The 24,738-nt window shown below is 62.7% G+C and carries 24 protein-coding genes; 10 read left to right on the top strand and 14 right to left on the bottom strand.

What is annotated here, in order from left to right:
* Positions 1–28 precede the first annotated feature (28 nt).
* On the bottom strand, positions 29–1,417 hold the full coding sequence (locus tag GN234_RS26640) for an aminotransferase-like domain-containing protein (RefSeq protein ID WP_176689305.1): 1,389 nt from the start codon (positions 1,415–1,417) through the stop codon (positions 29–31).
* A gap of 205 nt (positions 1,418–1,622) precedes the next feature.
* A complete protein-coding gene (locus tag GN234_RS26635) occupies positions 1,623–2,384 on the bottom strand; it encodes an SDR family oxidoreductase (protein WP_109754436.1) in 762 nt (253 codons plus the stop codon).
* A gap of 226 nt (positions 2,385–2,610) precedes the next feature.
* On the opposite strand from GN234_RS26635, the gene GN234_RS26630 reads away from it, so the two are divergent.
* A complete protein-coding gene (locus GN234_RS26630) occupies positions 2,611–3,615 on the top strand; it encodes an NADP-dependent oxidoreductase (protein ID WP_163857329.1) in 1,005 nt (334 codons plus the stop codon).
* A 59-nt stretch (positions 3,616–3,674) separates the two neighbouring features.
* On the opposite strand, the gene pyrF is transcribed toward GN234_RS26630, so the two are convergent.
* Positions 3,675–4,373: an orotidine-5'-phosphate decarboxylase gene (pyrF, locus tag GN234_RS26625; protein WP_160893102.1), complete on the bottom strand. Its 699-nt coding sequence runs from the start codon at positions 4,371–4,373 to the stop codon at positions 3,675–3,677.
* 291 nt (positions 4,374–4,664) lie between these two features.
* On the opposite strand from pyrF, the gene GN234_RS26620 reads away from it, so the two are divergent.
* The 3 genes from GN234_RS26620 to xopAW all read left to right on the top strand — a co-directional run bounded on the left by GN234_RS26620 (position 4,665) and on the right by xopAW (position 7,450).
* Entirely contained in the window at positions 4,665–5,423 is a 759-nt protein-coding gene (locus tag GN234_RS26620) for a response regulator (RefSeq protein WP_109754438.1), read from the top strand.
* Entirely contained in the window at positions 5,423–6,466 is a 1,044-nt protein-coding gene (locus GN234_RS26615; protein WP_176689304.1) for a sensor histidine kinase, read from the top strand. The genes GN234_RS26620 and GN234_RS26615 overlap by 1 nt, the downstream gene beginning before the upstream one ends.
* Positions 6,467–6,610: 144 nt before the next feature.
* Positions 6,611–7,450 carry a XopAW family type III secretion system calcium-binding effector gene (gene xopAW, locus GN234_RS26610; protein ID WP_116833174.1) on the top strand — a complete coding sequence of 280 codons (840 nt, stop codon included), beginning with the start codon at positions 6,611–6,613 and terminating at the stop codon, positions 7,448–7,450.
* Positions 7,451–7,640: 190 nt separating this feature from the next.
* Here the strand turns inward: xopAW and GN234_RS26605 are convergent, their stop codons facing one another.
* The 8 genes from GN234_RS26605 to GN234_RS26570 all read right to left on the bottom strand — a co-directional run bounded on the left by GN234_RS26605 (position 7,641) and on the right by GN234_RS26570 (position 13,957).
* Complete coding sequence (locus GN234_RS26605) at positions 7,641–8,678, bottom strand: AI-2E family transporter (RefSeq protein WP_109754441.1); 1,038 nt, start codon at positions 8,676–8,678, stop codon at positions 7,641–7,643.
* Between the two features lie 64 nt (positions 8,679–8,742).
* Complete coding sequence (locus GN234_RS26600; RefSeq protein WP_176689303.1) at positions 8,743–9,561, bottom strand: DUF4892 domain-containing protein; 819 nt, start codon at positions 9,559–9,561, stop codon at positions 8,743–8,745.
* A gap of 129 nt (positions 9,562–9,690) precedes the next feature.
* Positions 9,691–10,542 carry an alpha/beta hydrolase gene (locus tag GN234_RS26595; protein ID WP_163857321.1) on the bottom strand — a complete coding sequence of 284 codons (852 nt, stop codon included), beginning with the start codon at positions 10,540–10,542 and terminating at the stop codon, positions 9,691–9,693.
* On the bottom strand, positions 10,539–11,333 hold the full coding sequence (locus tag GN234_RS26590; RefSeq protein ID WP_109754444.1) for an alpha/beta fold hydrolase: 795 nt from the start codon (positions 11,331–11,333) through the stop codon (positions 10,539–10,541). The genes GN234_RS26595 and GN234_RS26590 overlap by 4 nt, the downstream gene beginning before the upstream one ends.
* Before the next feature lie 275 nt (positions 11,334–11,608).
* Complete coding sequence (locus tag GN234_RS26585) at positions 11,609–12,052, bottom strand: hotdog fold thioesterase (RefSeq protein ID WP_024617123.1); 444 nt, start codon at positions 12,050–12,052, stop codon at positions 11,609–11,611.
* Between the two features lie 52 nt (positions 12,053–12,104).
* Positions 12,105–12,557, bottom strand: a complete 453-nt coding sequence (gene sixA / locus GN234_RS26580; protein ID WP_176689302.1) for a phosphohistidine phosphatase SixA — start codon at positions 12,555–12,557, stop codon at positions 12,105–12,107.
* Positions 12,554–12,901, bottom strand: a complete 348-nt coding sequence (locus GN234_RS26575; protein WP_109754446.1) for a DUF4389 domain-containing protein — start codon at positions 12,899–12,901, stop codon at positions 12,554–12,556. Before GN234_RS26575 ends, sixA begins: the two co-directional genes overlap by 4 nt.
* Before the next feature lie 30 nt (positions 12,902–12,931).
* Positions 12,932–13,957 carry an NAD(P)H-dependent glycerol-3-phosphate dehydrogenase gene (locus GN234_RS26570; RefSeq protein ID WP_109754447.1) on the bottom strand — a complete coding sequence of 342 codons (1,026 nt, stop codon included), beginning with the start codon at positions 13,955–13,957 and terminating at the stop codon, positions 12,932–12,934.
* Between the two features lie 199 nt (positions 13,958–14,156).
* Between GN234_RS26570 and GN234_RS26565 the strand changes: the two genes are divergently transcribed.
* From GN234_RS26565 to fabB, 5 genes are all read left to right on the top strand, one after another.
* Positions 14,157–16,280 carry a TonB-dependent receptor plug domain-containing protein gene (locus GN234_RS26565; protein WP_176689301.1) on the top strand — a complete coding sequence of 708 codons (2,124 nt, stop codon included), beginning with the start codon at positions 14,157–14,159 and terminating at the stop codon, positions 16,278–16,280.
* A complete protein-coding gene (locus GN234_RS26560; protein ID WP_176689300.1) occupies positions 16,281–17,213 on the top strand; it encodes an ABC transporter substrate-binding protein in 933 nt (310 codons plus the stop codon). It begins immediately after the preceding gene.
* On the top strand, positions 17,210–19,111 hold the full coding sequence (locus tag GN234_RS26555) for an ATP-binding protein (RefSeq protein WP_109754450.1): 1,902 nt from the start codon (positions 17,210–17,212) through the stop codon (positions 19,109–19,111). Before GN234_RS26560 ends, GN234_RS26555 begins: the two co-directional genes overlap by 4 nt.
* 248 nt (positions 19,112–19,359) lie before the next feature.
* Positions 19,360–19,875 (top strand): 3-hydroxyacyl-[acyl-carrier-protein] dehydratase FabA, encoded by a 516-nt coding sequence (fabA, locus tag GN234_RS26550; protein ID WP_003204400.1) that lies wholly within the window; start codon positions 19,360–19,362, stop codon positions 19,873–19,875.
* An 11-nt stretch (positions 19,876–19,886) separates the two neighbouring features.
* Entirely contained in the window at positions 19,887–21,107 is a 1,221-nt protein-coding gene (fabB, locus tag GN234_RS26545) for a beta-ketoacyl-ACP synthase I (protein WP_109754451.1), read from the top strand.
* A gap of 195 nt (positions 21,108–21,302) precedes the next feature.
* Here the strand turns inward: fabB and GN234_RS26540 are convergent, their stop codons facing one another.
* Together GN234_RS26540 and GN234_RS26535 are read right to left on the bottom strand one after the other, a co-directional pair.
* Positions 21,303–21,767 carry a DUF3859 domain-containing protein gene (locus GN234_RS26540; protein ID WP_018610122.1) on the bottom strand — a complete coding sequence of 155 codons (465 nt, stop codon included), beginning with the start codon at positions 21,765–21,767 and terminating at the stop codon, positions 21,303–21,305.
* Between the two features lie 210 nt (positions 21,768–21,977).
* Entirely contained in the window at positions 21,978–22,988 is a 1,011-nt protein-coding gene (locus GN234_RS26535) for an amidohydrolase family protein (protein ID WP_176689299.1), read from the bottom strand.
* 125 nt (positions 22,989–23,113) lie between these two features.
* Between GN234_RS26535 and GN234_RS26530 the strand changes: the two genes are divergently transcribed.
* Entirely contained in the window at positions 23,114–23,974 is an 861-nt protein-coding gene (locus GN234_RS26530; protein ID WP_176689638.1) for a pirin family protein, read from the top strand.
* A 34-nt stretch (positions 23,975–24,008) separates the two neighbouring features.
* On the opposite strand, the gene GN234_RS26525 is transcribed toward GN234_RS26530, so the two are convergent.
* Positions 24,009–24,737 carry a dienelactone hydrolase family protein gene (locus GN234_RS26525; RefSeq protein ID WP_176689298.1) on the bottom strand — a complete coding sequence of 243 codons (729 nt, stop codon included), beginning with the start codon at positions 24,735–24,737 and terminating at the stop codon, positions 24,009–24,011.
* Between the last annotated feature and the right edge of the window lies 1 nt (position 24,738).

Genomic DNA, 24,738 nt, shown 5'->3' with positions numbered 1-24,738 from the left:
ATGGCAAAAAGCTACAGCCGCGTCGTTTTCAGGACACTCGAGGTCGATCCAGAGCCGCGGCCCGAAAGAATGCCTGCGCTCTGGGGTCCCGGGCATAGGCCACGTTGATCCGTAGCCAGTCGCTGTCGGCGCCCGAAGGGCTGAACGCTGTACGCGAAGACAGCTGCACGCCGAACCGCTTGGCCAGGCGTTGCACTCCAGCGTAGTCACACAATGGCGGTCTTGCCCAGATGAAAAGCCCACCGGCCGGTTTGCCAAAGACCTCCCAGTCGGCGTCCTCCAATACCTGCAACAACACCCCCATATCGGCGCCCAGGCGCAGGCGCTGGCGCTGGACCAGCTTGCGATAGGCCCCATTGGCCAGGAGGCAGGCAAGGACCGACTCACAGAACCGCGACCCACCCATGCTGGTAATGCCCTTGACCTCGCTCAGCCGCGCGATGATGGATGGCCCGGCCACCACGAAACCGACGCGCAACGAGCTGCTCAGGGTTTTCGAGAAACTGCCCACGTAGACCACATCGGGATCCAGCGCCGCCAGCCGGGTCCGTGCCGAGCTCTGGAAGTCGCCATAAGCATCGTCTTCGATCACCAGCACGGCGTGTTCCTTCGTTAGTTGCAGCAGCCGTTGAGCGACGGCCGGAGCCAGGCTGCTACCGGTCGGGTTATGGCAGGCACTGTTGACGAACAACGCAGTAGGCCGGTGCATCGCCAGCAGGTCTTGCAGCGCATCGACGTCCGGGCCGCGCGGAGTCCTGGGCAGTTCGATCATGTCGATCTTGTGCAGCTTGAGCAGGTCGAACAGGTTTGAATAGCCGGGACTCTCCACCACCACACAGGAGCCTGGCGGCAACAGTGTCCGTACGATGAGGTCCAACCCATGGGTCGCCCCGGTGGTGGTCAGGATCAGGTTTTTATCGGCCTCGATACTGAATTGTTTCAGACGCCTGGACAGTTGCTCGCGCAGGGCGGGCAGCCCTAACGGCGTGCTGTAGTTGAACAACCCCGCCATGTCGGTACGGGTGACCTGACGGATCGCATAACCCAGGTCATCACTTTCACGCCAGCTCTCGGGCAGCCCGCCACACCCCAACTTCAATTCCCGTTGCGCGCTTTCGCCCCCATCGGCAAGCGCATCTGGCTGTCGATTCTGGTCAGTGGGCTCGTGCACGGGGGAAAGGGGTGGTGCGACAAAGAAGCTGGAACCATGGCGGGACGCCAACAGGCCTTGGGCGACCAGGCGTTCGCACGCTTCATTGACGCTGGACTGGCTGAGCAGGTTCTGCCGCGCCAGTTGGCGGACGGATGGCAGTCGAGTCCCCGGTTGCACCGCATCCTGTCGGATCCAGCCCGCCAGCCCGTCGACAATTTGCTGCACGACGGGCACCAGGGCCTGTCGGTCGATTCTCAATTCCATGAGTAACCAAGCTCCTAAGCGTTTGTTTTATTTCCGGAAACAGTTAAGCACAGGCCGCCGCCAGACGATGTAAGACAACAACATCAAAACCGCTGATTCTCACTCTTTGAAACACATTGATGGTCCCTTCCAAGAACTTTTGCGCCGCCCAAGAAAAAGCCCGCAACCAGTGCGGGCTATTTCCTACAGTCTTGGCAGACCGTCCTCAGAAAGCCGTAACCCCGCCGTCCACCGCCAGGGAATGCCCTGTGGTGAACGCTGCACCATCACTGCACAAATACAACACAGCGCTGGCGATTTCCTCGACTTTGCCAATACGCCCCACCGGGTGCATGGCATTGGCGAACTCGCCTTTTTTCGGGTCCGCCTCATAGGCACGACGGAACATGTCGGTGTCGATCACCGCCGGGCAGACCGCATTCACGCGGATTTTCTTCTTTGCGTACTCGATGGCGGCCGATTTGGTCAGGCCGATCACGGCATGCTTGGACGCTGCATAGATACTCATCTTCGGCGCGGCACCCAGGCCAGCCACCGAGGCCGTATTGACGATCGCGCCGCCGCCCTGGGCGAGCAATAGCGGCAACTGGTACTTCATGCACAGCCAGACGCCCTTCACATTGACCCCCATGATCGCGTCGAACTCATCAAGGGTACCGTCGGCCAACTTGCCCTTCTCGATCTCGATCCCGGCGTTATTGAAGGCATAATCCAGGCGACCGTAGGTATTGATCACCTCGTTCATCAGATGCTGTACGTCGCTTTCCAACGTCACGTTGCAGCGCACGAATACTGCCTCGCCGCCCGCCTCCCGAATCGACTGCGCCGTGCCCTCGCCGCCCGCCACGTCCAGGTCAGCCACCACCACTTTCAGGCCCTCGGCCGCGAACGCCAGGGCAGTGGCGCGGCCAATGCCTGCGGCTGCGCCCGTGACCACGGCGACTTGTCCGGAAAACGTCATGCTCATTGTCTGTTCCTCGAAGAATGCGGGGGATGCCGACAGTCTAGTCACAGGTCTCGAGGACGCGGCAGCACTATCCAATTGCCGTTTGAGCATTCATGGGCGCCAGTGATAAGGCCCTGGGGCGAACTATCACCCGCTTGGATCGAACTGCATTCGCTGGATCAGCAAACCTTGCGGCAAACGCTTCGAAGGTCTATCAACAAGACTCCATTCATCTTGAGTGCCAGCCATGACTGCCCAGACCAATCGCCAGTTCCTGCTCGCCAAACGCCCGGTAGGCGCGGCGACCCGCGAGACTTTCACCTATCGACAAGTCCCGGTCGGCGAGCCGGCAGCCGGCCAGATCCTGGTAAAGAACGAATACCTGTCCCTGGATCCGGCCATGCGCGGCTGGATGAACGAGGGCAAGTCCTACATCCCGCCGGTCGGCATCGGTGAAGTGATGCGGGCATTGGGTGTCGGCCAGGTGATCGCCTCGAACAACCCTGGGTTCGCGGTCGGGGACTACGTCAACGGTGCGTTGGGCGTGCAGGATTATTTCCTCGGCGAGCCAAGAGGTTTCTACAAGGTCGATCCGAAACTGGCGCCGCTGCCACGTTATTTGTCCGCGCTGGGCATGACCGGCATGACCGCCTATTTCGCCCTGCTGGACGTCGGCGCGCCCAAGGCCGGCGAGACCGTGGTGCTGTCGGGTGCCGCCGGTGCGGTGGGGAGCATTGCCGGGCAGATCGCCAAGATCAAAGGCTGTCGTGTGGTGGGCATCGCTGGCGGAGCCGATAAATGCAAGTTCCTGATCGATGAGCTGGGCTTCGACGGCGTCATCGACTACAAGAACGAAGACGTCCACGCCGGCCTCAAACGCGAATGCCCCAAGGGCGTGGATGTGTATTTCGATAACGTCGGGGGCGACATCCTCGACGCCGTGCTCAGCCGTTTGAACCTCAAGGCCCGCGTGGTGATTTGCGGCGCCATCAGCCAGTACAACAACACGGAAGCGGTGAAGGGCCCCGCCAACTACCTGTCGCTGCTGGTCAATCGGGCGCGCATGGAAGGCTTCGTGGTCATGGACTACGCCGCGCAGTTCGCCGCCGCCGGGCAGGAAATGGCCGGCTGGATGGCCAAGGGGCAGCTCAAGAGCAAGGAAGACATCGTCGAAGGGCTGGAAACGTTCCCCGAGACACTGACCAAATTGTTCAGTGGGGAGAATTTCGGGAAACTGGTATTGAAGGTCTAGTCACAAAACACCTGTGGGAGCGGGCTTGCTCGCTCCCACAAGGGATCTTCAGGGTTTGGTCAGGCCAGTTCAGCCACGACCGCCGCCAACGCCTTGGCCGGATCGGCCGCCTGGCTGATCGGACGGCCGATCACCAGGTAATCGGACCCAGCGTCCAATGCCTGGCGCGGAGTCAGGATACGACGCTGGTCGTCCTGGGCGCTGCCCGCCGGGCGAATCCCCGGGGTCACCAGTTGCAGCGACGGATGGGCCGCTTTCAAGGCGCTGGCTTCCAGGGCCGAACAGACCAAGCCGTCCAGGCCGGCCTTCTGCGCCAGCGCCGCCAGCCGCAGCACCTGCTCCTGAGGCTCGATGTCCAGGCCGATCCCGGCCAGGTCCTCGCGCTCCATGCTGGTCAGCACGGTCACGCCGATCAGCAACGGTTTCGGCCCACTGCGCTGGTCCAGCACTTCACGGCAGGCTGCCATCATGCGCAGGCCGCCGGAGCAATGCACGTTGACCATCCACACGCCCATCTCCGCGGCAGCCTTGACGGCCATGGCGGTGGTGTTGGGGATATCGTGGAATTTCAGGTCCAGGAACACTTCGAAACCCTTGTCACGCAAGGTCCCGACGATTTCCGAAGCGCAACTGGTGAACAGTTCCTTGCCGACTTTGACCCGGCAGAGCTTGGGGTCCAACTGGTCGGCCAACTTCAGGGCGGCGTCACGGGTAGGGAAATCCAGGGCGACGATAATGGGCGTCTGGCAGGCGGACATGAGCGGGCTCTCAGGCAAGTCGAAATCGGCGCGCATTGTAGCGGAACCAGCGCCCGTGCGGGACCCGATAATCGGTAAATCATCATCGCGTCCAGAGCAGCATGGACGATACCGGCCTTTGTGTCTAAGCCGATACATTCATGACATGCGCGCAACACGCCGACACGCTACCGTCTGGCGCCGCAACCCGTCCTTTCAGCGCTTCACGCCCTGCGGCGCGAAGCCTATGCTGAAGCCTCAACCTCGCCGCCTTCTTTGCGGTTGGCAGCTTACCTGGCAGATGATGCATCCATGCAGAACACCCCTGTTGCAAATTCTGACGATCAAAAAGTGCCCGACGATGACAAGCGCTGGAGTACCCGCGCGCTGATCGTCGATGACGATGTGCCGATCCGCGAGCTGCTGATCGATTACCTGGCCCGCTTCAGCATACGGGCCAGCGGCGTGAGCGATGGCGCCGCGATGCGCCAGGTGATGCAGGCCGAGCACTTCGACGTGATCGTGCTAGACCTGATGCTACCGGGGGAAGACGGTCTGCAACTGTGCCGCTGGCTGCGTGCAGAATCGGACATCCCGATCCTGATGCTCACCGCTCGCTGCGAGCCCACCGACCGCATCATTGGCCTGGAACTGGGCGCCGATGACTACATGGCCAAGCCGTTCGAACCCAGGGAACTGGTGGCGCGTATCCAGACCATCCTGCGCCGGGTGCGCGACGACCGTACCGAGCAGCGGGCCAATATCCGTTTCGACAACTGGCGGCTCAACAGCGTGCTGCGCCAACTGATCTCCGCCGACGGGCTGGTGGTGCCGCTGTCCAACGCCGAGTTCCGCCTGCTGTGGGTCTTCATCGAACGGCCGCGCCGGGTGCTCAGCCGCGAACAACTGCTGGACGCGGCTCGCGGGCGCTCCATCGAGGCCTTCGACCGCAGCATCGACCTGCTTGTATCGCGCCTGCGCCAGAAGCTGGGCGACGACCCCAAGGCCCCCCAACTGATCAAGACCGTGCGTGGTGAAGGCTACTTGTTCGACGCCCGGGACATCGGTTGATGCGACTGCGCCTGGACTCCCTGTTCGGCCGCCTGTTTGGCGTGCTCCTGCTGGCGATTGTCCTGGCGCACCTGTTGGCCTTTGCCTGGTTTTTCCATTACGACCAGCCACCACCCGGGCCGCCACCTGGCATGAACCAACAAGGCGAAGCCCCTCCGCGATATGGCCCGCCCCCCAACCGTCCACCACGTCCTTGGTTCGGTGGCCCGGTGGTGCCGTTGACCTTTCAATTCGTGTTCCTGATCGTCGCGGCCTGGTACGGCGCCAAACTCCTGACCCGACCAATCCAGCGCCTGAGCGAGGCGGCCGAGCGCCTGAGCGAAAACCTCGACAGCCCGCCGCTGGATGAAAACGGGCCCCGTGAGGCGCGTCAGGCGGCGCATACGTTCAACCTGATGCAGAAGCGGATCCGCGAGCAAGTGCAGCAACGTTCACGCATGCTCGGCGCCGTGTCCCATGATCTGCGCACGCCGCTATCGCGGCTCAAGTTGCGCCTTGAGCAGATCGATGACGTCAAGCTGCAAAGCCAGATGCGCCAGGACCTGGACGACATGATCGGCATGCTCGATGCCACCCTCACCTACTTGCACGAACAGCGCACCAGTGAAGAGCTGCAATGGATGGATGTGCAGGCCTTGGCGGAATCGTTGAGCGAAAACGCCCAGGACCGGGGCGCCGATGTGCACGTCAGCGGCAGCTGCGCCCCCCTGCGAGTACAACCGATGGCGCTGCGCTCGTGCCTCAACAATCTCATCGACAATGCCCTGCGCTACGCCGGCCATGCAGAGATTACCCTGGAGGACCAGCCTCAACGGGTTCTGATCCGGGTCATCGACCACGGTCCCGGTATTGCCGCAGACAAACGCGAAGCCGTGTTCGAGCCCTTCTATCGCCTGGAAGGCTCGCGCAACCGAAATTCCGGCGGTGTTGGCCTGGGCATGACCATCGCCCGGGAAGCCGCCGAACGCCTGGGCGGACAATTGACCCTGGAAGAGACGCCAGGGGGTGGGTTGACGGCGGTGATCAGCCTGCCTCGTACCTGAGAACACACCTATCACCTGTGGGAGCGTCGATCTGAAGGTTTTGTACAGCCACCGGTACAAACTGCACATACCCACGACAACTACCCCGCCGAGGCTGCATAAGCCGGTGCACCCACCGGCTATCCCAGCCCAAGGAGAGCGCCCATGATTGGTAGCGTCAGCAGTTACTCGACCTATACCAGCACCAGCAGTACCGCAACCAGCAGTGCCCGCAGCCAGCAGTTTCAAAAGGAACTGCTGAGCAAGCTCGACAGTGACGGCGACGGTTCGGTCAATCAGGAAGAGTTGAGCACCGCCCTGTCGCAAAAAAGCGACGATGGCATCCTGGTCAGCCTGAGCGACAATTTCGGCGACCTGGACAGTGACGGCAGCGGTGACCTGAGCGGCGAGGAAATGGCCGCAATGGCGCCGCCACCTCCGCCGCCACGAGACCAGGCGCCAAATACCGAACTGGCTGATGCGCTGCTCAGCGTCCTGGACACCGACGGTGATGGTGTGGTCAGCAGCGATGAGTTGAGCAACGGCCTGGCCAGCACGGACAGCGATGCCGACAGCCAGCAAGTGTTCTCGGCCTTGGACAAGAACGAGGACGGCACTGTCAGCCTTGACGAACTCGCCGCCAGCCTTGCGCCACCGCCACCACCGCAACAGACCTCCAGTGAAGAGCTGTTCAGCCAGCTCGATGCCGATGGCGACGCCACCGTCACCGCCAGCGAACTGAGCAGCGCCTTGCAGGCCAGCAACGGTACGTCCACGAGCACCGACACCAGCGCGATGCTGATGGAAGCACTCGACAGCGACAGCAGCGGTGGTGTCAGCAGCGACGAATTCAACAGCGCCTTGCAGGCCGGTCGCCGCAGCGACAGCTCCACCGAACAGGCCAATGTCAGCGAAGCGTTGAACAGAATGATCGCCAACCTCAGCCGGCAATACTCGCTGGATAACGTCGCCACCGTGGGTAAACACCTGAACGTGGCAACCTGATTCACCGGCAAGCCTGGATTGAAACTCACTTGTGGCGAGGGGATTTGTCCCCGCTGGGTTGCGCAGCAGCCCTAAAATCAGACGACCCGGAGTGTCAGGCTGAACGAGCCGGCAGTTTTTGGGGTCGCTTCGCAACCCAGCGGGGATAAATCCCCTCGCCACAAAGGTTTGTGCTTGCCTCTGGGGTGGGCTACCGCGCCTGGCTTTTGCTCCAGTCCGTCAACAGGCTATACGCCACCGCCAGCAAGGTCGGACCAATGAACAGGCCGATGAAGCCGAAGGCGATCAACCCGCCGAACACCCCCAACAGCACGATGACCAAGGGCAGGTTTCCGCCACGGCTGATCAGGTAGGGTTTGAGCACGTTGTCCACGCCACTGATGATGAACGTGCCCCAGATGCCGAGGAACACTGCCATCCCGTACTCCCCCTTCCACGCCAGCCACGCCGTGGCGGGGATCCAGACCAGGGGTGGCCCCATGGGGATCAGGCTCAGCAGGAAGGTGACGATACCCAGTACCAGCGCGCCCGGCACCCCGGCGATCAAGAAGCCGATCAGCGCCAGCACGGCCTGGGCCGCCGCCGTGCCAATCACACCGTTGACCACCCGCTGCACCGTACCGGCCACCAGTTCGATGTAGTAACCGGCACGGTCGCCGATCAGGCGCTCCAGCAAGCCGTGGACAAACACCGCCAGGCGCGGGCCGTCGCGATAGAAGAAGAACACGAACACGATGCTCAGGGTCAGTTCGAGCATGCCGCCGCCAATCTGCGCGCTGCGGGCCAGCAGCCAATTGCCGACCTGGCCCAGGTACGGCTTGATGGACACCATCATCGCCGCACCCTGCTGGTCGATGCTGTTCCAGATGCCTACCAGTCGCCCGCCTACCAACGGCACGCCGGCCAGCCAGTCGGGGGCTTCAGGCAAGCCGTCGACCTGCACGTCCTTGATGAACGCCGTGGCATCGCGTACATGGTCGGCCAGGTTGAACCCCAACCACACCAGCGGCACCGCCACCAGCAGCATCCAGCCCACCGTCAACAACGCCGCCGCCAGGGATTCGCGGCCATTGACCCAGCGGGTCAGCAGGCGCATCAGCGGCCAACTGGCGAAAGCCAGCACCGCGCCCCAGAACAGCGCCGACCAGAACGGCGCCATGACCCAGAGGCTTGCGCCGAACAACACCAGGAGCAGGATCTGCACCAACAGCCGATCGTTATTGAGCATGTAGGGTCTCGAAAAAATGAACAGGACCGAAGCAACGCGGTGAAACCCGCTGCCCCGAGACAGCTTAGCGCAGCAACTCCAGGTGCAATCCCGCCGCTTCGCCGCTAGCGGTCTCCATCCGCGCCGCCCGGACACCCTGGCTCGCCAGAGCCTCGAGCCAGGCCTCGGCCCTGGGGCCGGCAATACTGACCCGCAGGCCCGTGTCCAGGTTCAGCGCCCGGGACAACAGGCGCAACCAGGTGTCGTCGGGTTCACCGGCAAGACGCGGCAAGTCCAGGACTCCAGTATCCTTGAGCTGGCGCAGCAGCGTGGCCGACGTCGGCAGCAGGTCCCCCAGCGCCGCGTTCGCCTCGAACTGCTCGACATGCAGGTAGGCCTTGCGATTGCCGCGGGTGATGGCATACAGCGCAATCAGCGTGTTGTCCGCCGGCGGCGCCAGGCGCAGCAACAAGAAGGCCTGGCCACTGTCGGCGCCATAGAGTTTGGCATTGCCGAAGACGTCGTTGGCCCACAAGCTGCTTTCGCCGCAATCGCGGGCCTGGCACCAGAACAACAGCTCGGCCCCCTGTTTCTGCAGCGCTTCACGCGCCGCGGTAAAGGCCTGGGTGGCGGAATGCTCCGGCGGCAGTTCGTACGTGACCGAGGTGACATTGCCACGGGCATCGACCTGCCCGTCGAAACGCAGCTGACCGCTGATCTTGCGGATCGAGCCCATGGGGTAGACGCGTTCCAGGTCGCTGGTTTGCCGATAATCGACAATCTGCGCGTCGGGCATGCGCGGCACGCGCTCCAGGTCGCGGCTGCCCGGCACATCGACGGCGAACGACGCCGGGCTGAGGCAGGCCAGCACCAGCAGGACGAGTGAATGAACGGATACTTTCATTGGATCGGCTTGGCCTGGGACGCTTGGACGCAACGGGCGTCGTCGATGCAGCGCGAGGCTGCTAAACAGAGGTCTGTCATGGTTGTCTCCCTTTCAACCCGCTCAGCCTCGACAGTTGCCCGGCGCAAGTCAAGGAACGGTGAAGAACCGATTGAAACAGTCTGCTACAAGCGCGGCACCGGCCTCGTCGTTCAGGTGCAAATGATGGCCGCCGGGCAACTGCTCATGACTGAAGGGTAGACGCTCCAGCAACTCCGGGTGCTGGGCCAGCATGCCATCGGCCGCCACCACCAGATGCGCCGGACAAGCGACCCGCGCCACGAATGCCATGGCCTGTTCATCGGTCAGGCGCAGGGGCGATGGCAGGGTCAGGCGGTTGTCGGTACGCCAGGTATAGCCCCCGGGCACCGGCATCAGGCCGCGTTGGGCCAGCAATTCGGCGGCCTCGCGGCTGACCGCCACCAGCCCCTTCATCCGCGCCTCGATGGCCCGGTCGAGGGTTTTGTAGACCGGCTTGCGTTTTTGCTGCAAATCCAGCTGCGCCTGCAGGGCCATGCCCATGCGTTCGGCGGCGTTATCGCCTTTGGCTGTAGGAGGAATCACCCCGTCGATCAAGCCCAGGTGCGTCACCCGTTCCGGCAGGGAACCGGCCAGCACCAGCGACACAATGGCGCCCATGGAATGCCCCAACAGGGCGAAATGCTTCAAACCCAGTTGTTCGGCGACTTGCAGCACATCATGGGCGTAGTCCCAGAGGGCATAGCCGGCACCGGCTGGTCGATGCCCGGAGTGCCCATGGCCGGCCATGTCCAGGGCAATCACTCGCAGGCCCTCGAGCCTGGGCGCCAGGCGGGCGAAGCTGTTGGCGTTGTCCAGCCAACCGTGCAGGGCAATCACCGGCAGCCCGTCTTCCGGGCCGAACAAGTGGGCCGCCAGCTCGATGTGAGGCAGGCTCAGGCGGACTTCCTCGACCACACTCATGCGCTGCGCCCTTCCCAACGCTGGAACAGGTTCTTGAGCAGGTTGGCCGTGTCCTGTGGACGTTCGAGGGGGAACATATGACCGCCGGGCATGCTCAGGGACTCGCCATGGGGCATGCGCCCCACCGAACGGGTGTGATGACGCATCACCACCCGACTCTGCCGGCCGCGCACCACCGCCAGCGGCACCTTGAGCTTGCGGGGTCGCCCGGGACTGGTGTGCGGCACGCCGCGGTAGATACTGATTTCAGTGGCGGGGTCAAAGCGCAACCGCAACCGGTCGCCGACTTGTTGCAACCCGTGTTGCAAGTAGGCGTCGAAGCATTCCGGGTCAAAACCGCGGAACAGGGTCTTGCCGGCAAAATACTCTCGGGCCGACGCCAGGTCAGCAAACTCCTCACGCCGCCCCAGGGTCCGTCCAGCCGGGGTCAGGCGGTCGATGAAACCCAGGCGCTTGGCGGCCAGGATCACCCACTGGTCGGTACGGGTCAGCACCGGCGAATCGAGCATGACCACGCCGCGATACAGCTGTGGGCAACGCAACGCCGCGTGCAGGTGCAGCACACCACCCAGGGAATGCCCGACGCCCCATACCGGCGCCGGTTGCTGTTCCAGGTGATGGATCAGTTCATCCACCAGGTTGTGCCAGTTATCGTCCACCGGGAAACGCGGGTCATGCCCGTGCAACTCCAGATGCGCGACCTGGTACTGCGGCGCCAGGGCAGCGAACAGCTTGCCGTAGGTGGCCGAAGGAAAACCATTGGCGTGGGTGAAAAATATCTGTTGCGACATGACAGCCGATCCATTGGGGGAACTGGGGCAGATTGTCCGCAGAACCCGACGGCACGGCAATGACCGTAACTGACAGGAATGATGACAGTCGGGGTTGGGCTATGGGGCTATCAAGCTGTGAGCACTGCCCCATGTGGCGAGGAGACTTGTGGGAGCAAGGCTTGCCCGCGATGCAGACGCTGGGGTGGATCAGGTGTTGCGCGTCGACTCCATCGCGGGCAAGCCTTGCTCCCACAGAAAATCCCCTCACCACAGGATTGCATCCCACTAGAGCATCAACGCGCCGGCGGTTGCTCGCCCAGCGGCACCACCGCCATGGTCAGGCGCGACACGCAGTTGACCTTGCCCTCGTCATTGACCAGGCGGATGTCCCAGACCTGGGTGGTGCGGCCCAGATGAACCATCCGGGCCGTGGCGGTCACCCGTCCGCTGCGCACGCCGCGCAGATGGTTGGCATTGATTTCCAGGCCCACGCAATAGAACTTGCTGGCATCGACACAGAGATAGGCGGCCATGGACCCGACCGTTTCGGCCAGCACCACCGAAGCACCGCCATGCAGCAGGCCGAACGGCTGGTGGGTGCGCTGATCGACCACCATGCTGGCGGTCAGGGATTCGTCGTCGAAAGACTCGAAACGAATGTCCAGCACTTCGCTGATGGTGTTTCTACCGGCGGCGTTCAGTTGCTCGATGTTGGGGGTGGTGCGCCACAGACTCATCGTTGCCCTTCCTGTGTGATTGTTGTTTTGCCCAGTGCTGCCATCGACCGGTTCAGGGATGCCTGATCCCTTTGAGCCTCATCGTTCCGGCCAGCGGCATGTCGCCTTCCAGCTCAGCCAGCCCGGCGGTTTGCACTTGCTCGGGGTGTTGCAGGTGGCCGTGTTGCAGAAAGCCCAGCAGGCTGCCCACCAAAGGGTTATGGCTGACCAGCAGCACATTGTCCTGGTCCTCGAGGCGCTCCAGGACTTTTTGCGGCCGGGTGTCCGGCGTGAGCCAGTTCACCGTGATCAGCTCAGGCTGAAAACCCAGCGCTTCGCGCACCAGTTGTGCGGTCTGCTGGGCGCGCAAATAGGGGCTGGCGTAAATGGCGGTCAGCGGCTGGCCGATCAAATGCGCGGCACTGCGCAACACTTCCTCGCGACCGTGAGCCGTCAGGGCCCGCTCCGGATCGGGACGGGCACCGTACGGCTCAGCCTCACCATGGCGCAATACCCACAATTTCATAGCTTCGGTTCCTCGTCCCGAACGGGATGCGGAGCCGGTGCCACGGTGTGAGGGGCTTCGCCTTCAGGCGTGCGCGGAGTCGGCCAGTCCGCGAACGGCCAGGGTTTCTGGTCGCTGTGGAAAGTGCCGAAACGGCCGATCTGGGCCAGGAACTGGCTCAGGCTGTCGCCGAAATTCATCAGGCTGGCACTGGGCGCGCCGTAGATCAGCCGATAGATCAATTGCACCAGCACCACGGCACCGAGGATGAATTGCGCCACCTGCCAGACCAGCAGATAAATCACCATCCACAGCACACGCAGCAGGATGGATTCGTATTGGGGTTGCCCTTGCGGATCGTTCATGGCTCGCTCCTGCTTGCGATCAATAGCGGTTCAATTGAAACCGCTGGTGGAAATGAAATCGACGTCGGTCTTCGGTTCGCCACGCATCAACAGCTCGATCACCTGTTCAAGCGTGCGCCCTTCGAACAGAATCGCGTGCAGCCCGGCGACCAGCGGCATGTACACTCCCGCCTCCTGGGATTTTGCCTTGAGCACCTTGAGGGTGTTGACCCCTTCGGCCACTTCACCCAGGCGCGACACGGCCTCATCGAGACTCAAGCCTTGGCCGAGGGCAAAACCGACCTGGTAATTGCGACTCTTGGGCGAGGAACAGGTGACGATCAGGTCGCCCACGCCGGCCAGTCCCAGGAAGGTCATCGGATTGGCGCCCTGGCTGACGGCGAAACGGGTCATTTCCGCCAGCGCACGGGTGATCAGCATGCTCTTGGTGTTCTCGCCCATGCCCAGCGCCACCGCCATGCCGGCAATGATCGCATAGACGTTCTTCAACGCCCCGCCCAGTTCCACACCGAAACGGTCGGCACTGGCGTAGACCCGAAAGGTGCGGCCATGCAAGGCGGCCTGGACCCGTTGGCACAGCTCTTCATCTTCACTGGCGACCACCGTGGCGGTCAGGGCGTGCTCGGCGATTTCCCGTGCCAGGTTCGGCCCGGAGATCACACCGATCCGGGCCTTGGGGGCGATTTCTTCGAGAATCTCGCTCATCAGCTTGAAGGTCTGGGCTTCGATGCCCTTGGTCAGGCTCACCAACAGCTTGCCGCTCAAGCGCTCGGCATAGGGCGCCAGTACCGAACGCAAGGCGCTGGACGGCAAGGCGACGAAGAACAGGTCGCTACCCTCCAGGGTTGCCTGCAAGTCAGTCACCGGTTCCACTTCCGGGCGGATCTTGATGCCCTTCAGGTAACGCGGGTTCTCGCGGTTGACCCGGATGGCCTCGGCCTGCTCCGGGTCACGCATCCACTGGCGCACCGGGTGACCATTCTCGGCCAGCAGGTTAGCCACGGCGGTACCGAAACTTCCGCCCCCCAGGACCGCAATCGGGCGCTGTTCAGTCATATGCAATCCGTTCATCCATACCAAGTGGCAATGCGGGGCATTATACGGAGCGGCCAGGTCGCGACCAGCCCCGGCAACAATTACCGCCAGCTGTAGGAAGCTGACCATCAATTCCTAGGAAAATGCTGTCAACGTGAATGGAAAAGTCGTTCAGCTCGGTTAACATGCCCGCCATCCTCCCATTATCAAAGGTTGTGCCGTGTCCGTTGGCCCCTCCCGTCCAGGTTCGTCCCTGTTATTGGCACTGATCATCAGCCCGCCAGTGCTAGGCGACGACTTGTTCGTGGACAGCCAGCCCCTGCCCCAGGTGCTGACGGCCACGCGCCTGAAGCAATCGCCAGCGGCGGTGCCGGGCAGCATGACCGTGCTCGACAGCGAGTTGATCAAGGCCAGCGGCGCCCGCGATATCAGCGAACTGCTGCGCCTGGTGCCGGGCATGATGGTCGGCAACATCAGCGGCAACCAGGCCACCGTGAACTACCACGGCACCAACGCCAGCGAAGCCCGCCGCATGCAGGTGCTGATCGATGGCCGCTCGGTGTATCGCGCCGGGTTGGCAACGGTAGACTGGAGCGACATCCCGGTGGCCATGGAAGACATCGAGCGGATCGAAGTCTTTCGCGGGCCCAACACCGTCAGCTACGGCGCCAACGCACTGATGGCAGTGGTCAACATCATCACCCGCGCCCCCGCCGACAGCCACGGCACCCGGCTGAAAATCACCCGGGGCCAACGCGGCATCAGCGACTGGTACGCCAGCCAGGGTAGCGGCTGGGAAGGCGGCGACCTTCGGCTGTCGCTGTCCGGCCAGGAAGACGATGGCTTTGACAGCGACCGCAACGGCGCCGATTACCGCGACAGTCGTCGCCTGAACCGCTTCAACTTGTCCGTCAGCCAGACCCTGGACGAACGACAGAGCATCGACTGGCAATTGAACGCCAAGGACGGGACCAACCAGCGGCCCTATACCTACCGCCCCGTGTTTGCCGGGATTACCGCCGCCGGGGATAACTCTGACGTCATCGCCAAGGACTACGCCGGCTCGCTGCGCTGGAACCTCGATCTGGACCCCGACCACAGCGTTTATGTACAAGGCTCGATTCAACACTGGGATCGCCAGCAGACCTGGCGCGCCTGCGATGCCGAGGTGTCCTTCAGCCCGCAACTGACCGACCTGTGGCAACTCAACCCCTACTATGCCGAGAAGCTGGCGCGCAATATCCCCAGCTACATCAACAGCGGCGCGCCAGCCGGCACGCCACAGGAACAGGCGTTGGCCAATCAGGTGCTCGACCAGTGGCGCAACGGCGCCTCGCAAACCCTGTGCGGCGATATCGACCAGAGCGCCCGGGAATCGCGTTACGACCTGGAGATCCAGGACACCCTGAGCCTGTCCGACAGCCTGCGCCTGGTCACTGGGGCCAACTATCGCTACGACCGGGCCGACTCGGAGACGTACTTCAACGGCACCCTGGACGACACCACCTGGCGCCTGTTCGGGCAGCTCGAATGGCGGGCCACCGAGCATTGGCTGTTGCAGGGCGGCGCGATGTTCGAAGACACCCGCCTGACCGGCAGCTCGCTGACTCCACGGGTCGCGGTCAACTACCTGATCACCCCGCGCCACGGCCTGCGGGCGGTGTACTCCGAAGCTGTGCGCTCCCCGGACATGTTCGAGAACAACGTCAACTGGAGCTATCAGGTCACCAACCTGCAACCCGCCGCCTTCGGCCAGAACAGTGCCCGTTACTTCGTCCGGACGCGCGGCCCGGGCAACCTGGAACAAGAGCACATGCGCTCCCGGGAACTGGGCTACAACGGTTATTTCGTGGACCTGGGGCTGGCGGTCGACGTGAAACTGTTTCATGACGAAATCACCGGCATGATCAGCGAGCCGCTGCGCAACAATCAGTACATCGCCAGCAACGCCAACCAATCCCAGTTTTCCGGGGCCGAAACCCAGTTCGACTGGCGTGTGACCAGCGCCGACCGTCTGCGCCTGACCTACGCCTATGTCGATGCCCAGGCCAGCAACCCCCTCGACGAGCAACTGACCGCCCGCAACAGCGGCTCGGCCGGTTGGCTACGGGACTGGGGCCAGGGCTGGAACAGCGCGCTGTTCTATTACGGCGCCGACGCCCTGAACGGCTATCGCTTCGAACGGGTGGACACCCGCCTCGCCCGGCGTATCCCCCTGGGCAAGGCCAGCCTGGAATTGGCGGGGGTCCTGCAACAACGCCTGGACAACCAGCCCACCACCTTCAGCGACAACCGCTACGACTCCCGCCATGTCGTGTACTTCAGCGCGGAGTTGTCGTTCTAGATGTCTCGGCATCCACTCCGCAAGTCGCCATTTCATGGCCGCCTGACGCTGGCGCTATGCCTGGTGTTTGCTGCGTGGCTGGCGCCCATCCAGGCTAGGGCGGCCGAAGTCCTGTTGACCGGTGCCGCGGACAGCCCCGGCGTGCAGTCTTTCACCCAGGCCCTGAAAGCCCTGCGCCCCGAAGACAGCGTGCGGTTTACCCCGCTGGCCAATCTACCGGCACCAGACAAGTTGCCGGGCAATATCCGCCTGGTCCTGCTTGACCTGCCCAGCCTCGACTGGCGCCTGCAAGACGCCCGGGGACCGGCCACCCTGGTATTGCGTATCAGCCGCCAGCAAGCCCGCGACCGCCTGGGCGAGACGACGCCGGCTCACCTGAGCCTGCTGTGGAGCGATCCACCGATGGCGCGGCAATTACGGCTGATCCGCACCATCCTGCCGCAAGTGCGACGCGTCGGCGTGCTTTACGACACCCACAGCGAATTCCTGCTCAAGGACATCCAACAAGCCGCGGCACCACTGGGCCTGGCCATCGTCAGCGAACGCTGGGACGACACCAACGACAGCCGCCCCCTGCACAACCTGCTGGGCCAGAGCGACGTGCTGTTGGGCCTCGACGACCCCGACTTGTACAACCCCAAGACCGTAAAGAACCTGCTGCTCAGCAGCTATGCCCGTCAACGCGCCCTGATCGGGCCCAGCGCCGCCTTCGTCAAGGCCGGCAGCCTGGCCAGTACCTACAGCGACCAACAAGACTGGCTGGCGATTCTCGACGAGTTGCTCGACCGCCCCGCCACGACCTGGCCGCGCACGCTGTATCCAGACCGCTTCAAAGTCCTGGGCAACCGGCAGGTCTCCCGCTCACTGGGGATCGAACCGATTGACGCCGAATCCGTCGCGGCAACGTTGGCCGAAGGAGAACACCGACCATGACCTTGCGTCGCCGTTGGGACATCAACACCCGTACCCAGCTCATCGCCCTCGGCCCGGCGTTGCTGCTGACCGTGCTGCTGATCAGCTTCTTTACCTTCGTGCGGATCCAGGACTTGCGCCAGGAACTCAATCACACCGGGCAACTGATCGCCAACCAACTGGCTCCCGCCACGGAGTACGGGGTGATTTCCGGCAACAACGAAGTCCTGGAAAGCCTGCTCACCGCGACCCTGGCGACCCCACACGTGCGCTTCCTGGAGGTCCAGGACAGTACCGACAAAGTCTTGGTGTACGTCGAACAACCCGAACAAACCCGCAGCCGCGCCCAGCAGATCGAAGTCTTCCAGGCCCCGGTGCGCCTGCAGCGCATTGCCCTGAACAATGATTTCCTGCAGGGCAACAGCACATCCGTCGAGGCGTCCGGCGAAGACTACCTGGGCCGCGTGATCGTCGGCATGTCCAGCGACGCCTTCAGTCAGCGACAGCAGGAGATCCTGTTCAAGGCCGCGATCCTGGCGCTGTTCGCCCTGTTGTTCACCTTCCTGGTGGCGCGTCGGCTGGCAACCAACCTGTCACGGCCGATCCGCGACATCGGCAATGCGGTCAAGGCCATCCAGCAAGGCGACTACAGCACCCCACTGCCCATCGTCGATGACGCCGAACTGGGGGCCTTGTCGCGGCACATCAACAACCTGGCCGGCGGTCTGGAGCAAGCCAGCCGCGAACAGCACCAGGCCATGGCTCAACTGATCAAGACCCGCGAAGAGGCCGAAAAAGCCAACAGCGCAAAGTCCGAGTTCCTGGCGATGATGAGCCATGAACTGCGCACGCCCATGAACGGCGTACTGGGCATGCTGCAGCTGCTGGAAACCACCCGCATGACCGACGAGCAGCACGAGTACACGGCGCTGGCGTCAGAATCCACCGAACACCTGCTGAAGGTGATCAACGACATCCTCGACTTCTCGCGCATCGAACGCTCGGCCCTGGAACTGGAGCACATCCCGTTCAACCTGGCGGAGCTGGTGGGCAGTTGCGCGCAGTCTTTTCAGCACAGCGCCGCGCAGCGCAAGCTGGGCCTGGACTTGCTGGTCCCGGACGACATGCAGGCCCTGCAGGTCCAGGGCGATCCGACGCGGATACGGCAGATTCTGGTGAACCTGATCGGCAACGCCCTGAAATTCACCGAGCAAGGCCGCGTCACCGTGCAATGCCAATGGCAAGCCCTGGACCACGAACTGCTGTGGTTCACCTGCACGGTGCGCGACAGTGGCATCGGTATCCCGGCCGAGAGCCTGGAGCGCATGTTCGATGCCTTCCAGCAGGCCGACAGTTCGATCTCCCGGCGCTACGGCGGCACTGGCCTGGGCCTGCCGATCGCCCGTACCCTGGCCGAACGCATGGGCGGCACACTGCGGGCCCAGAGCGAAGAAGGTCGGGGCTCGGTGTTCACCCTCGAGATCCCGCTGGCCCTGTCGCGCCAGACGCCAACGCCCCTGGCGCCACGACTGGCCGTCGGCAGCGGCGACGGCGAAGGCCGCAACGTGTTGCTGGTGGAGGACAATCCGGTCAATCAGACGGTGATCGAAGCCATGCTGCGCAGCCTGGGCTTCACCGTCAGTGTCGCCACCGACGGCGCCCAGGCGGTACGCAGCGCCGAAAGCCTGATTTTCGAGGCGATCCTCATGGATTGCCGGCTGCCCATCATCGATGGCTACGAAGCCACGCGGCAGATCCGTCAGTTGCCGGGCTGCGGCGAGGTGCCCATCATCGCCCTGACGGCCAACGCGTTGCAGGGCGACCGCGAAGCCTGCCTCGCGGCGGGCATGAACGATTACCTGGCCAAGCCGTTCAAAAGGATCGATCTGCAGCAGATTCTGCAGCGCTGGGTGAACTAGAACAGGCCACTGGACCATCTGTGACTGGCGTGAAAGGCGAAAGTGCGGCAGTCTTAGGCACCCGAACAAGCCTCGATTGGGGCTTGAATAAAAATTTCAGTGCACAGGTGTACATTCATTTCCCGTGTGCTGTGACTTTCACTACAACGCAATAGTCTATGAGTAGGCTGTCGATTCGAGGCATGAACGCTTCGATCGGCCGGGAAGATTTGCCCCACCCTGCCGCACGGGACTATTGAGGAGCTCGCATGACCAAACAAAACGCCTTTACCCGGGAAGATCTGCTGCGCTGCAGTCGCGGTGAGCTGTTCGGCCCAGGTAACGCGCAACTGCCCGCCCCGAACATGCTGATGGTGGATCGCATCACCCATATCAGCGAAGAGGGTGGCAAGTACGGCAAAGGTGAATTGGTCGCCGAGCTGGATATCACTCCGGACCTGTGGTTCTTCGCCTGCCACTTCGAAGGTGATCCGGTCATGCCGGGCTGCCTGGGCCTGGATGCCATGTGGCAATTGGTCGGTTTCTTCCTCGGCTGGCAAGGCCTGCCGGGTCGCGGTCGCGCCCTGGGCTCGGGCGAAGTGAAGTTCTTTGGTCAGGTCCTGCCGACCGCCAAGAAAATCACCTATAACATTCATATCAAACGCGTCCTCAAGGGCAAGCTGAACATGGCCATTGCCGATGGTTCGGTTGCCGTGGACGGTCGCGAGATCTACACCGCCGAAGGCCTCCGGGTCGGCGTTTTCACCTCCACTGACAACTTCTAAGGGTTATCCGCATGCGCCGCGTCGTTATCACTGGTCTGGGCATCGTTTCGTGCCTGGGCAATGACAAAGAGACCGTCTCCGCTAACCTGCGTGCAAGTCGCCCTGGCATCCGGTTCAACCCGGAATATGCTGAAATGGGTCTGCGTAGCCAGGTTTCCGGCTCCATTGACCTTCCCCTCGAAGAGCTGATCGATCGCAAGATCTACCGTTTCGTCGGCCATGCGGCGGCTTACGCCTACCTGGCCATGAAGGACGCCATCGCTGATTCCGGCCTGACCGAAGAGCAGGTTTCCAACCCGCGTACCGGCCTGATCGCCGGCTCCGGTGGCGCCTCCACCTTGAACCAGATGGAAGCGCTGGACATCCTGCGCGAAAAAGGCGTCAAGCGCGTCGGCCCATACCGCGTCACGCGGACCATGAGCAGCACGGTTTCCGCCTGCCTGGCCACGCCGTTCAAGATCAAGGGCCTGAACTACTCCATCGCCTCTGCCTGTGCCACCAGTGCCCATTGCATCGGTACCGCCATGGAACAGATCCAGATGGGCAAGCAGGACATCGTGTTCGCCGGCGGCGGTGAAGAAGAACATTGGAGCCAGTCGTTCCTGTTCGATGCCATGGGTGCCCTGTCCAGCAAGCGCAACGACACGCCGGAAAAAGCTTCCCGTGCCTACGATGCCGACCGTGATGGCTTCGTCATCGCTGGCGGCGGCGGCATGGTCGTGGTCGAGGAGCTGGAACACGCCCTGGCCCGTGGCGCGAAAATCTACGCGGAAATCGTCGGCTACGGCGCCACTTCCGACGGCTACGACATGGTCGCACCAAGCGGTGAAGGCGCCGTGCGTTGCATGCAGATGGCCATGTCCACCGTCGATGCACCGATCGACTACCTCAACACCCATGGCACCTCGACTCCGGTCGGCGACGTCGCGGAAATGAAAGGTGTGCGCGAAGTGTTCGGCGACAAGGCCCCGGCCATCAGCTCCACCAAGAGCCTGTCGGGTCACTCCCTGGGCGCCGCCGGCGTTCACGAAGCGATCTACTGCATGCTGATGATGGAAGGCAACTTCATGGCCGGTTCGGCCAACATCGATGAGCTGGATCCGGAAGTGGCCGACCTGCCGATCCTGACCAAGACTCGCGAAAACGCCACAATCAATACCGTGATGAGCAACAGCTTCGGCTTCGGTGGCACCAACGCCACCCTGGTACTGAAGCGCTGGCAGGGCAAGTAAGCCCCGCCGCTAACGCCACACAGAAAAACGCCCCGACTGGTTCGGGGCGTTTTTTTGCCTGGCAAATACACCTGGGTTCATTTGTGGGAGCGAGCCTGCTCGCGATAGCGGTATGTCAGTCGACATTTCTGAGACTGTCCCACCGCCATCGCGAGCAGGCTCGCTCCCACAGTTTTTGATCTGTGGTGGATGGATTCAGCGCACGACAAATCGCTGCTGCGTCAGCAACCGATCACCCTGGAACACCATGAACCGCCACTCCCCCGGTACCACTTCGTGGCTTTCGGTGAACTCGTAGGCCATCACATCCTGCGGCGCGCCAGGCACCAGTTTCTGGATGACTTCGAATTTATCGTGACGCACGCCATCGGGAGTGCGGATGCCGGGGGTGAAGTACAACAGGGTCAACGGCTGGTCATCGGCGACCTTGCCGGCCAACTGGTAGCGCATGCCGAACTTGGTGCCCAGCTTCGCCGGCACGCTTTCGGTCTGGCGGATCTGTTCGTTGCTGCGCCGCAGGACCCGCTCTCCCGATTGCAGCTCGGCTTGCGGCCCTTCGAAGACGCCGTATTCCACCGGACCTTCGACACGGACTTCGGCCTGTGCCAGACCGCAGGTCAACAACAGCGCGACCAGTGCGCTTGAACGGGTGAGGTGCATAGTGCGCTCCTTGATTGAGATGAGCGCGAGGGTATGACGCGGGCGTGACAGGCTGATGACAAAGCGATGTTGGTCATACCACCAATAGCCCGGGGATAGGATTGACCTGTGGCGAGGGAGCTTGCTCCCGCTCGACTGCGCAGCAGTCGCCAGACGTTGGGGCTACTGCGTAGCCCAGCGGGAGCAAGCTCCCTCGCCACAAAAGCGGACTCAGCGAGCCACTGAACGCGGCAATACCGAAAGGAAGTTATCCCGCGCCACTTTCCTCGCCACGTCTTCCGGCAAGGCATCCAGGAACGGATCGAAGCTGCGCAATTCCTTACCCAGCTTGTCGAAACGCCCGACCACATCCGACCCCACCATGAAGCGCTCGGGAAAGCGCTCCACCAGCTTTACCCATTCGTCCCGGGGCTTGCCCGCCTCGTCCAGCAAGTACGGCGTGAGCACGCTCCAGGACAGGTCTATGTACAAATTGGGGTAGGCCTCGAGCATGCGACTCAGGGTCGGCAACAGAAAATCCAGGCGGGTCTGGTGGCGATGGATTTCCATGCTGGTGCCGGCGTGGGCCCAGATAAAGCGTGTGTGTGGGTGATTGCGCAGCGGCTCCTCGATTTCTGCCAGGTACAACGGGTTTTTCTCGCGCTTGGAAGTGATGTTGGAATGCAGCATCACCGGCAGGTCGTTCTCGGCCGCCAGGTGATAGATCCGCGTCATGGCTTCGTTGTTGGCCCGCGGGGTGTCGCCCGAGGTGAGCGCCGTGAGGTCATCATGGCGAGTGAATACCTCGCCGATGCCTTGCCACAATCCTGGGTAGAGATCGAGCATGCGTTGGATGTGGGCGGCGGAGTTCTTGTCGTTGGGATTGAAGCCCGACAGGAACGGATGAAAGTGCTGGCGTTGCTCGGCGGTCAGCTTGCTCACCGCGGCGGCGACAATCACGTCGGTGGCGCTGTACCAATAGGCATCCGCGTCGTCACCGGCGTAATAACGAGGACGCTTGGGCTCGTCCTCATGCCATTTCTTGGCCACCGGAACACCGGAAATCATCACATGCTCGATACGGTTGTCCGCCATCGCCTGGAGCAGCTTGGGCATGCCGGCGGTTTCCTGAAAGAAATCGACGTAATGCAGATGCGCATCACTGTAGGCATATTCGCGGGCCACGGCACCGCTACTCGAAACGACCAGCAGCCAGGCGAAGATCAAACGGGTCAAGGGCATGGGGGTCTCCAAAAGCCATGAACAGCGTAGACCCCAACCGTCCCGCCGGGGTTCAAGGCGCCTCTGCCGCGTCTGCCGGCGGCGGGTTATGCTTGGTGCAACCGTTGTTCAACCTGGAAGACAACATGACCACGCCCCTGACCGTTCACCCCCGCGCCGAAGACGTCGAAGGCCAGCCGATTCTTCGTCCGCTACCCTCCGCCAAGTGCCGCAGTGTCGGGCCTTTCGTGTTTTTCGACCACATGCTGCAAACCACCTACCCGGCCGGCAAAGGCATGAACATCCGTCAGCACCCCCACATCGGGCTGTCCACCCTCACCTACCTGTTCGAGGGCAAACTCCAGCACAAGGACAGCCTGGGTTCCGACCAGGTGGTGGAGGCAGGCGATGTCAGCTGGATGACCGCCGGCAGTGCCATCGCCCACGTCGAGCGTACGCCCGAATCATTGCTGGGTAGCGCTTTCGTCATGCATGGGTTGCAAGTCTGGCTGGCCTCGCCCAAGTCCCACGAAGAGGGCCCGGGGCACTACAGCCATCACCCGGCACACAGCCTGCCGGTCAGCGATAACCTGGGGGTCAGCATCCGCATGATCGCCGGGTCAGGCTTTTGCCTGGAATCACCGGTACCGGTGCTGTCGCCTACGTTGTATGCCGAATTGAACCTGCAAACTGCGACGTCGCTGCTGATTCCCACCGAACATGAAGAGCGGGCGCTGTATGTACTCAGCGGCGAAGCACGGCTTGAAGGTGAACCGGTGGAACCCCATTCGCTGGTGGTCCTGCCGGTCGGCGAAGAGATGACGCTGTTTGCCGACAGCGACTGCCATGCCGTGCTGTTCGGCGGCGCGCCATTGGATGGGCCGCGACGGATCAACTGGAACTTCGTCTCCAGCGACCCGGCCCGGATCGATGAGGCCCGCCGGCGCTGGGCGGCCGGGGACTGGCCGACTGTGCCGGGGGAAAGCGAGCGGATCGAGTTGCCCTAGAACGGCTCCCACAGGGTTCTGCTTCAACCCAACCTCAGTCTTTGAACACCTCATCCAACAAGTTATGCATCGACCGGAACGCACGCCCGGCGACCTTGGCGTCGTACATCATCTTGCCCGGCACATTGGCCTGCGGGTCGGTGAACGAATGCACCGCGCCACCGTAGCTCAGCAGTTGCCAATCCACACCAGCGGCGTTCATTTCGTCTTCGAAGGCTGGCAGTTGCTCTTTCGGCACCAGCGGGTCGGAGGCGCCATGCATCACTAACACCGCGCCCTTGATGTTCTGCGCATCGGCCGGATTCGGTGTATCGAGGGTACCGTGGAATGAAACCGCAGCTTTGAGCGGCGCACCGCTGCGAGCCAGCTCCAGGGCACAGCAGCCACCGAAGCAGAAACCGAACGTAGCGAGTTTCGACGCATCGACCTCCGCGTCGCCCTGATTCAGCAATTGCTCGAGCGCCGCCTGCATGCGCTGGCGCAACAACGCCCGGTCATTCTTGAGCGGCATCATCGCTGCCCCGGCCTCATCGGCATTGCTCGGGCGTACATCCTGGCCGTACAAATCGGCGATCAACACGACATAGCCGTTAGCGGCTACCGACTTGGCGATCTCCTCGGCCCCCGCCCCTACGCCCATCCAATTGGGCGCCATCAGCAACCCCGGGCGCGAACCCTGCTGGCTGACGTCGAAGGCCAGGCGACCTTCATAATTTTGACCTTCGATCTGATAGACCAGCGAACGAACCGTAACCTGACTCATG

Origin of the sequence: Pseudomonas bijieensis (genome assembly GCF_013347965.1) — a bacterium.
GTDB classification, from domain to species: domain Bacteria; phylum Pseudomonadota; class Gammaproteobacteria; order Pseudomonadales; family Pseudomonadaceae; genus Aquipseudomonas; species Aquipseudomonas bijieensis.
Note: the sequence above shows the minus strand (reverse complement) of the source record. Positions and strands in the feature narration are given on the sequence as shown.

Coding starts and splice junctions, on each gene's coding strand:
- GN234_RS26640 (WP_176689305.1), bottom strand. CDS start 1,417: ATGGAATTGAGAATCGACCGACAGGCCCTGGTGCCCGTCGTGCAGCAA.
- GN234_RS26635 (WP_109754436.1), bottom strand. CDS start 2,384: ATGAGCATGACGTTTTCCGGACAAGTCGCCGTGGTCACGGGCGCAGCC.
- GN234_RS26630 (WP_163857329.1), top strand. CDS start 2,611: ATGACTGCCCAGACCAATCGCCAGTTCCTGCTCGCCAAACGCCCGGTA.
- pyrF (WP_160893102.1), bottom strand. CDS start 4,373: ATGTCCGCCTGCCAGACGCCCATTATCGTCGCCCTGGATTTCCCTACC.
- GN234_RS26620 (WP_109754438.1), top strand. CDS start 4,665: ATGCAGAACACCCCTGTTGCAAATTCTGACGATCAAAAAGTGCCCGAC.
- GN234_RS26615 (WP_176689304.1), top strand. CDS start 5,423: ATGCGACTGCGCCTGGACTCCCTGTTCGGCCGCCTGTTTGGCGTGCTC.
- xopAW (WP_116833174.1), top strand. CDS start 6,611: ATGATTGGTAGCGTCAGCAGTTACTCGACCTATACCAGCACCAGCAGT.
- GN234_RS26605 (WP_109754441.1), bottom strand. CDS start 8,678: ATGCTCAATAACGATCGGCTGTTGGTGCAGATCCTGCTCCTGGTGTTG.
- GN234_RS26600 (WP_176689303.1), bottom strand. CDS start 9,561: ATGAAAGTATCCGTTCATTCACTCGTCCTGCTGGTGCTGGCCTGCCTC.
- GN234_RS26595 (WP_163857321.1), bottom strand. CDS start 10,542: ATGAGTGTGGTCGAGGAAGTCCGCCTGAGCCTGCCTCACATCGAGCTG.
- GN234_RS26590 (WP_109754444.1), bottom strand. CDS start 11,333: ATGTCGCAACAGATATTTTTCACCCACGCCAATGGTTTTCCTTCGGCC.
- GN234_RS26585 (WP_024617123.1), bottom strand. CDS start 12,052: ATGAGTCTGTGGCGCACCACCCCCAACATCGAGCAACTGAACGCCGCC.
- sixA (WP_176689302.1), bottom strand. CDS start 12,557: ATGAAATTGTGGGTATTGCGCCATGGTGAGGCTGAGCCGTACGGTGCC.
- GN234_RS26575 (WP_109754446.1), bottom strand. CDS start 12,901: ATGAACGATCCGCAAGGGCAACCCCAATACGAATCCATCCTGCTGCGT.
- GN234_RS26570 (WP_109754447.1), bottom strand. CDS start 13,957: ATGACTGAACAGCGCCCGATTGCGGTCCTGGGGGGCGGAAGTTTCGGT.
- GN234_RS26560 (WP_176689300.1), top strand. CDS start 16,281: ATGTCTCGGCATCCACTCCGCAAGTCGCCATTTCATGGCCGCCTGACG.
- GN234_RS26555 (WP_109754450.1), top strand. CDS start 17,210: ATGACCTTGCGTCGCCGTTGGGACATCAACACCCGTACCCAGCTCATC.
- fabA (WP_003204400.1), top strand. CDS start 19,360: ATGACCAAACAAAACGCCTTTACCCGGGAAGATCTGCTGCGCTGCAGT.
- fabB (WP_109754451.1), top strand. CDS start 19,887: ATGCGCCGCGTCGTTATCACTGGTCTGGGCATCGTTTCGTGCCTGGGC.
- GN234_RS26540 (WP_018610122.1), bottom strand. CDS start 21,767: ATGCACCTCACCCGTTCAAGCGCACTGGTCGCGCTGTTGTTGACCTGC.
- GN234_RS26535 (WP_176689299.1), bottom strand. CDS start 22,988: ATGCCCTTGACCCGTTTGATCTTCGCCTGGCTGCTGGTCGTTTCGAGT.
- GN234_RS26530 (WP_176689638.1), top strand. CDS start 23,114: ATGACCACGCCCCTGACCGTTCACCCCCGCGCCGAAGACGTCGAAGGC.
- GN234_RS26525 (WP_176689298.1), bottom strand. CDS start 24,737: ATGAGTCAGGTTACGGTTCGTTCGCTGGTCTATCAGATCGAAGGTCAA.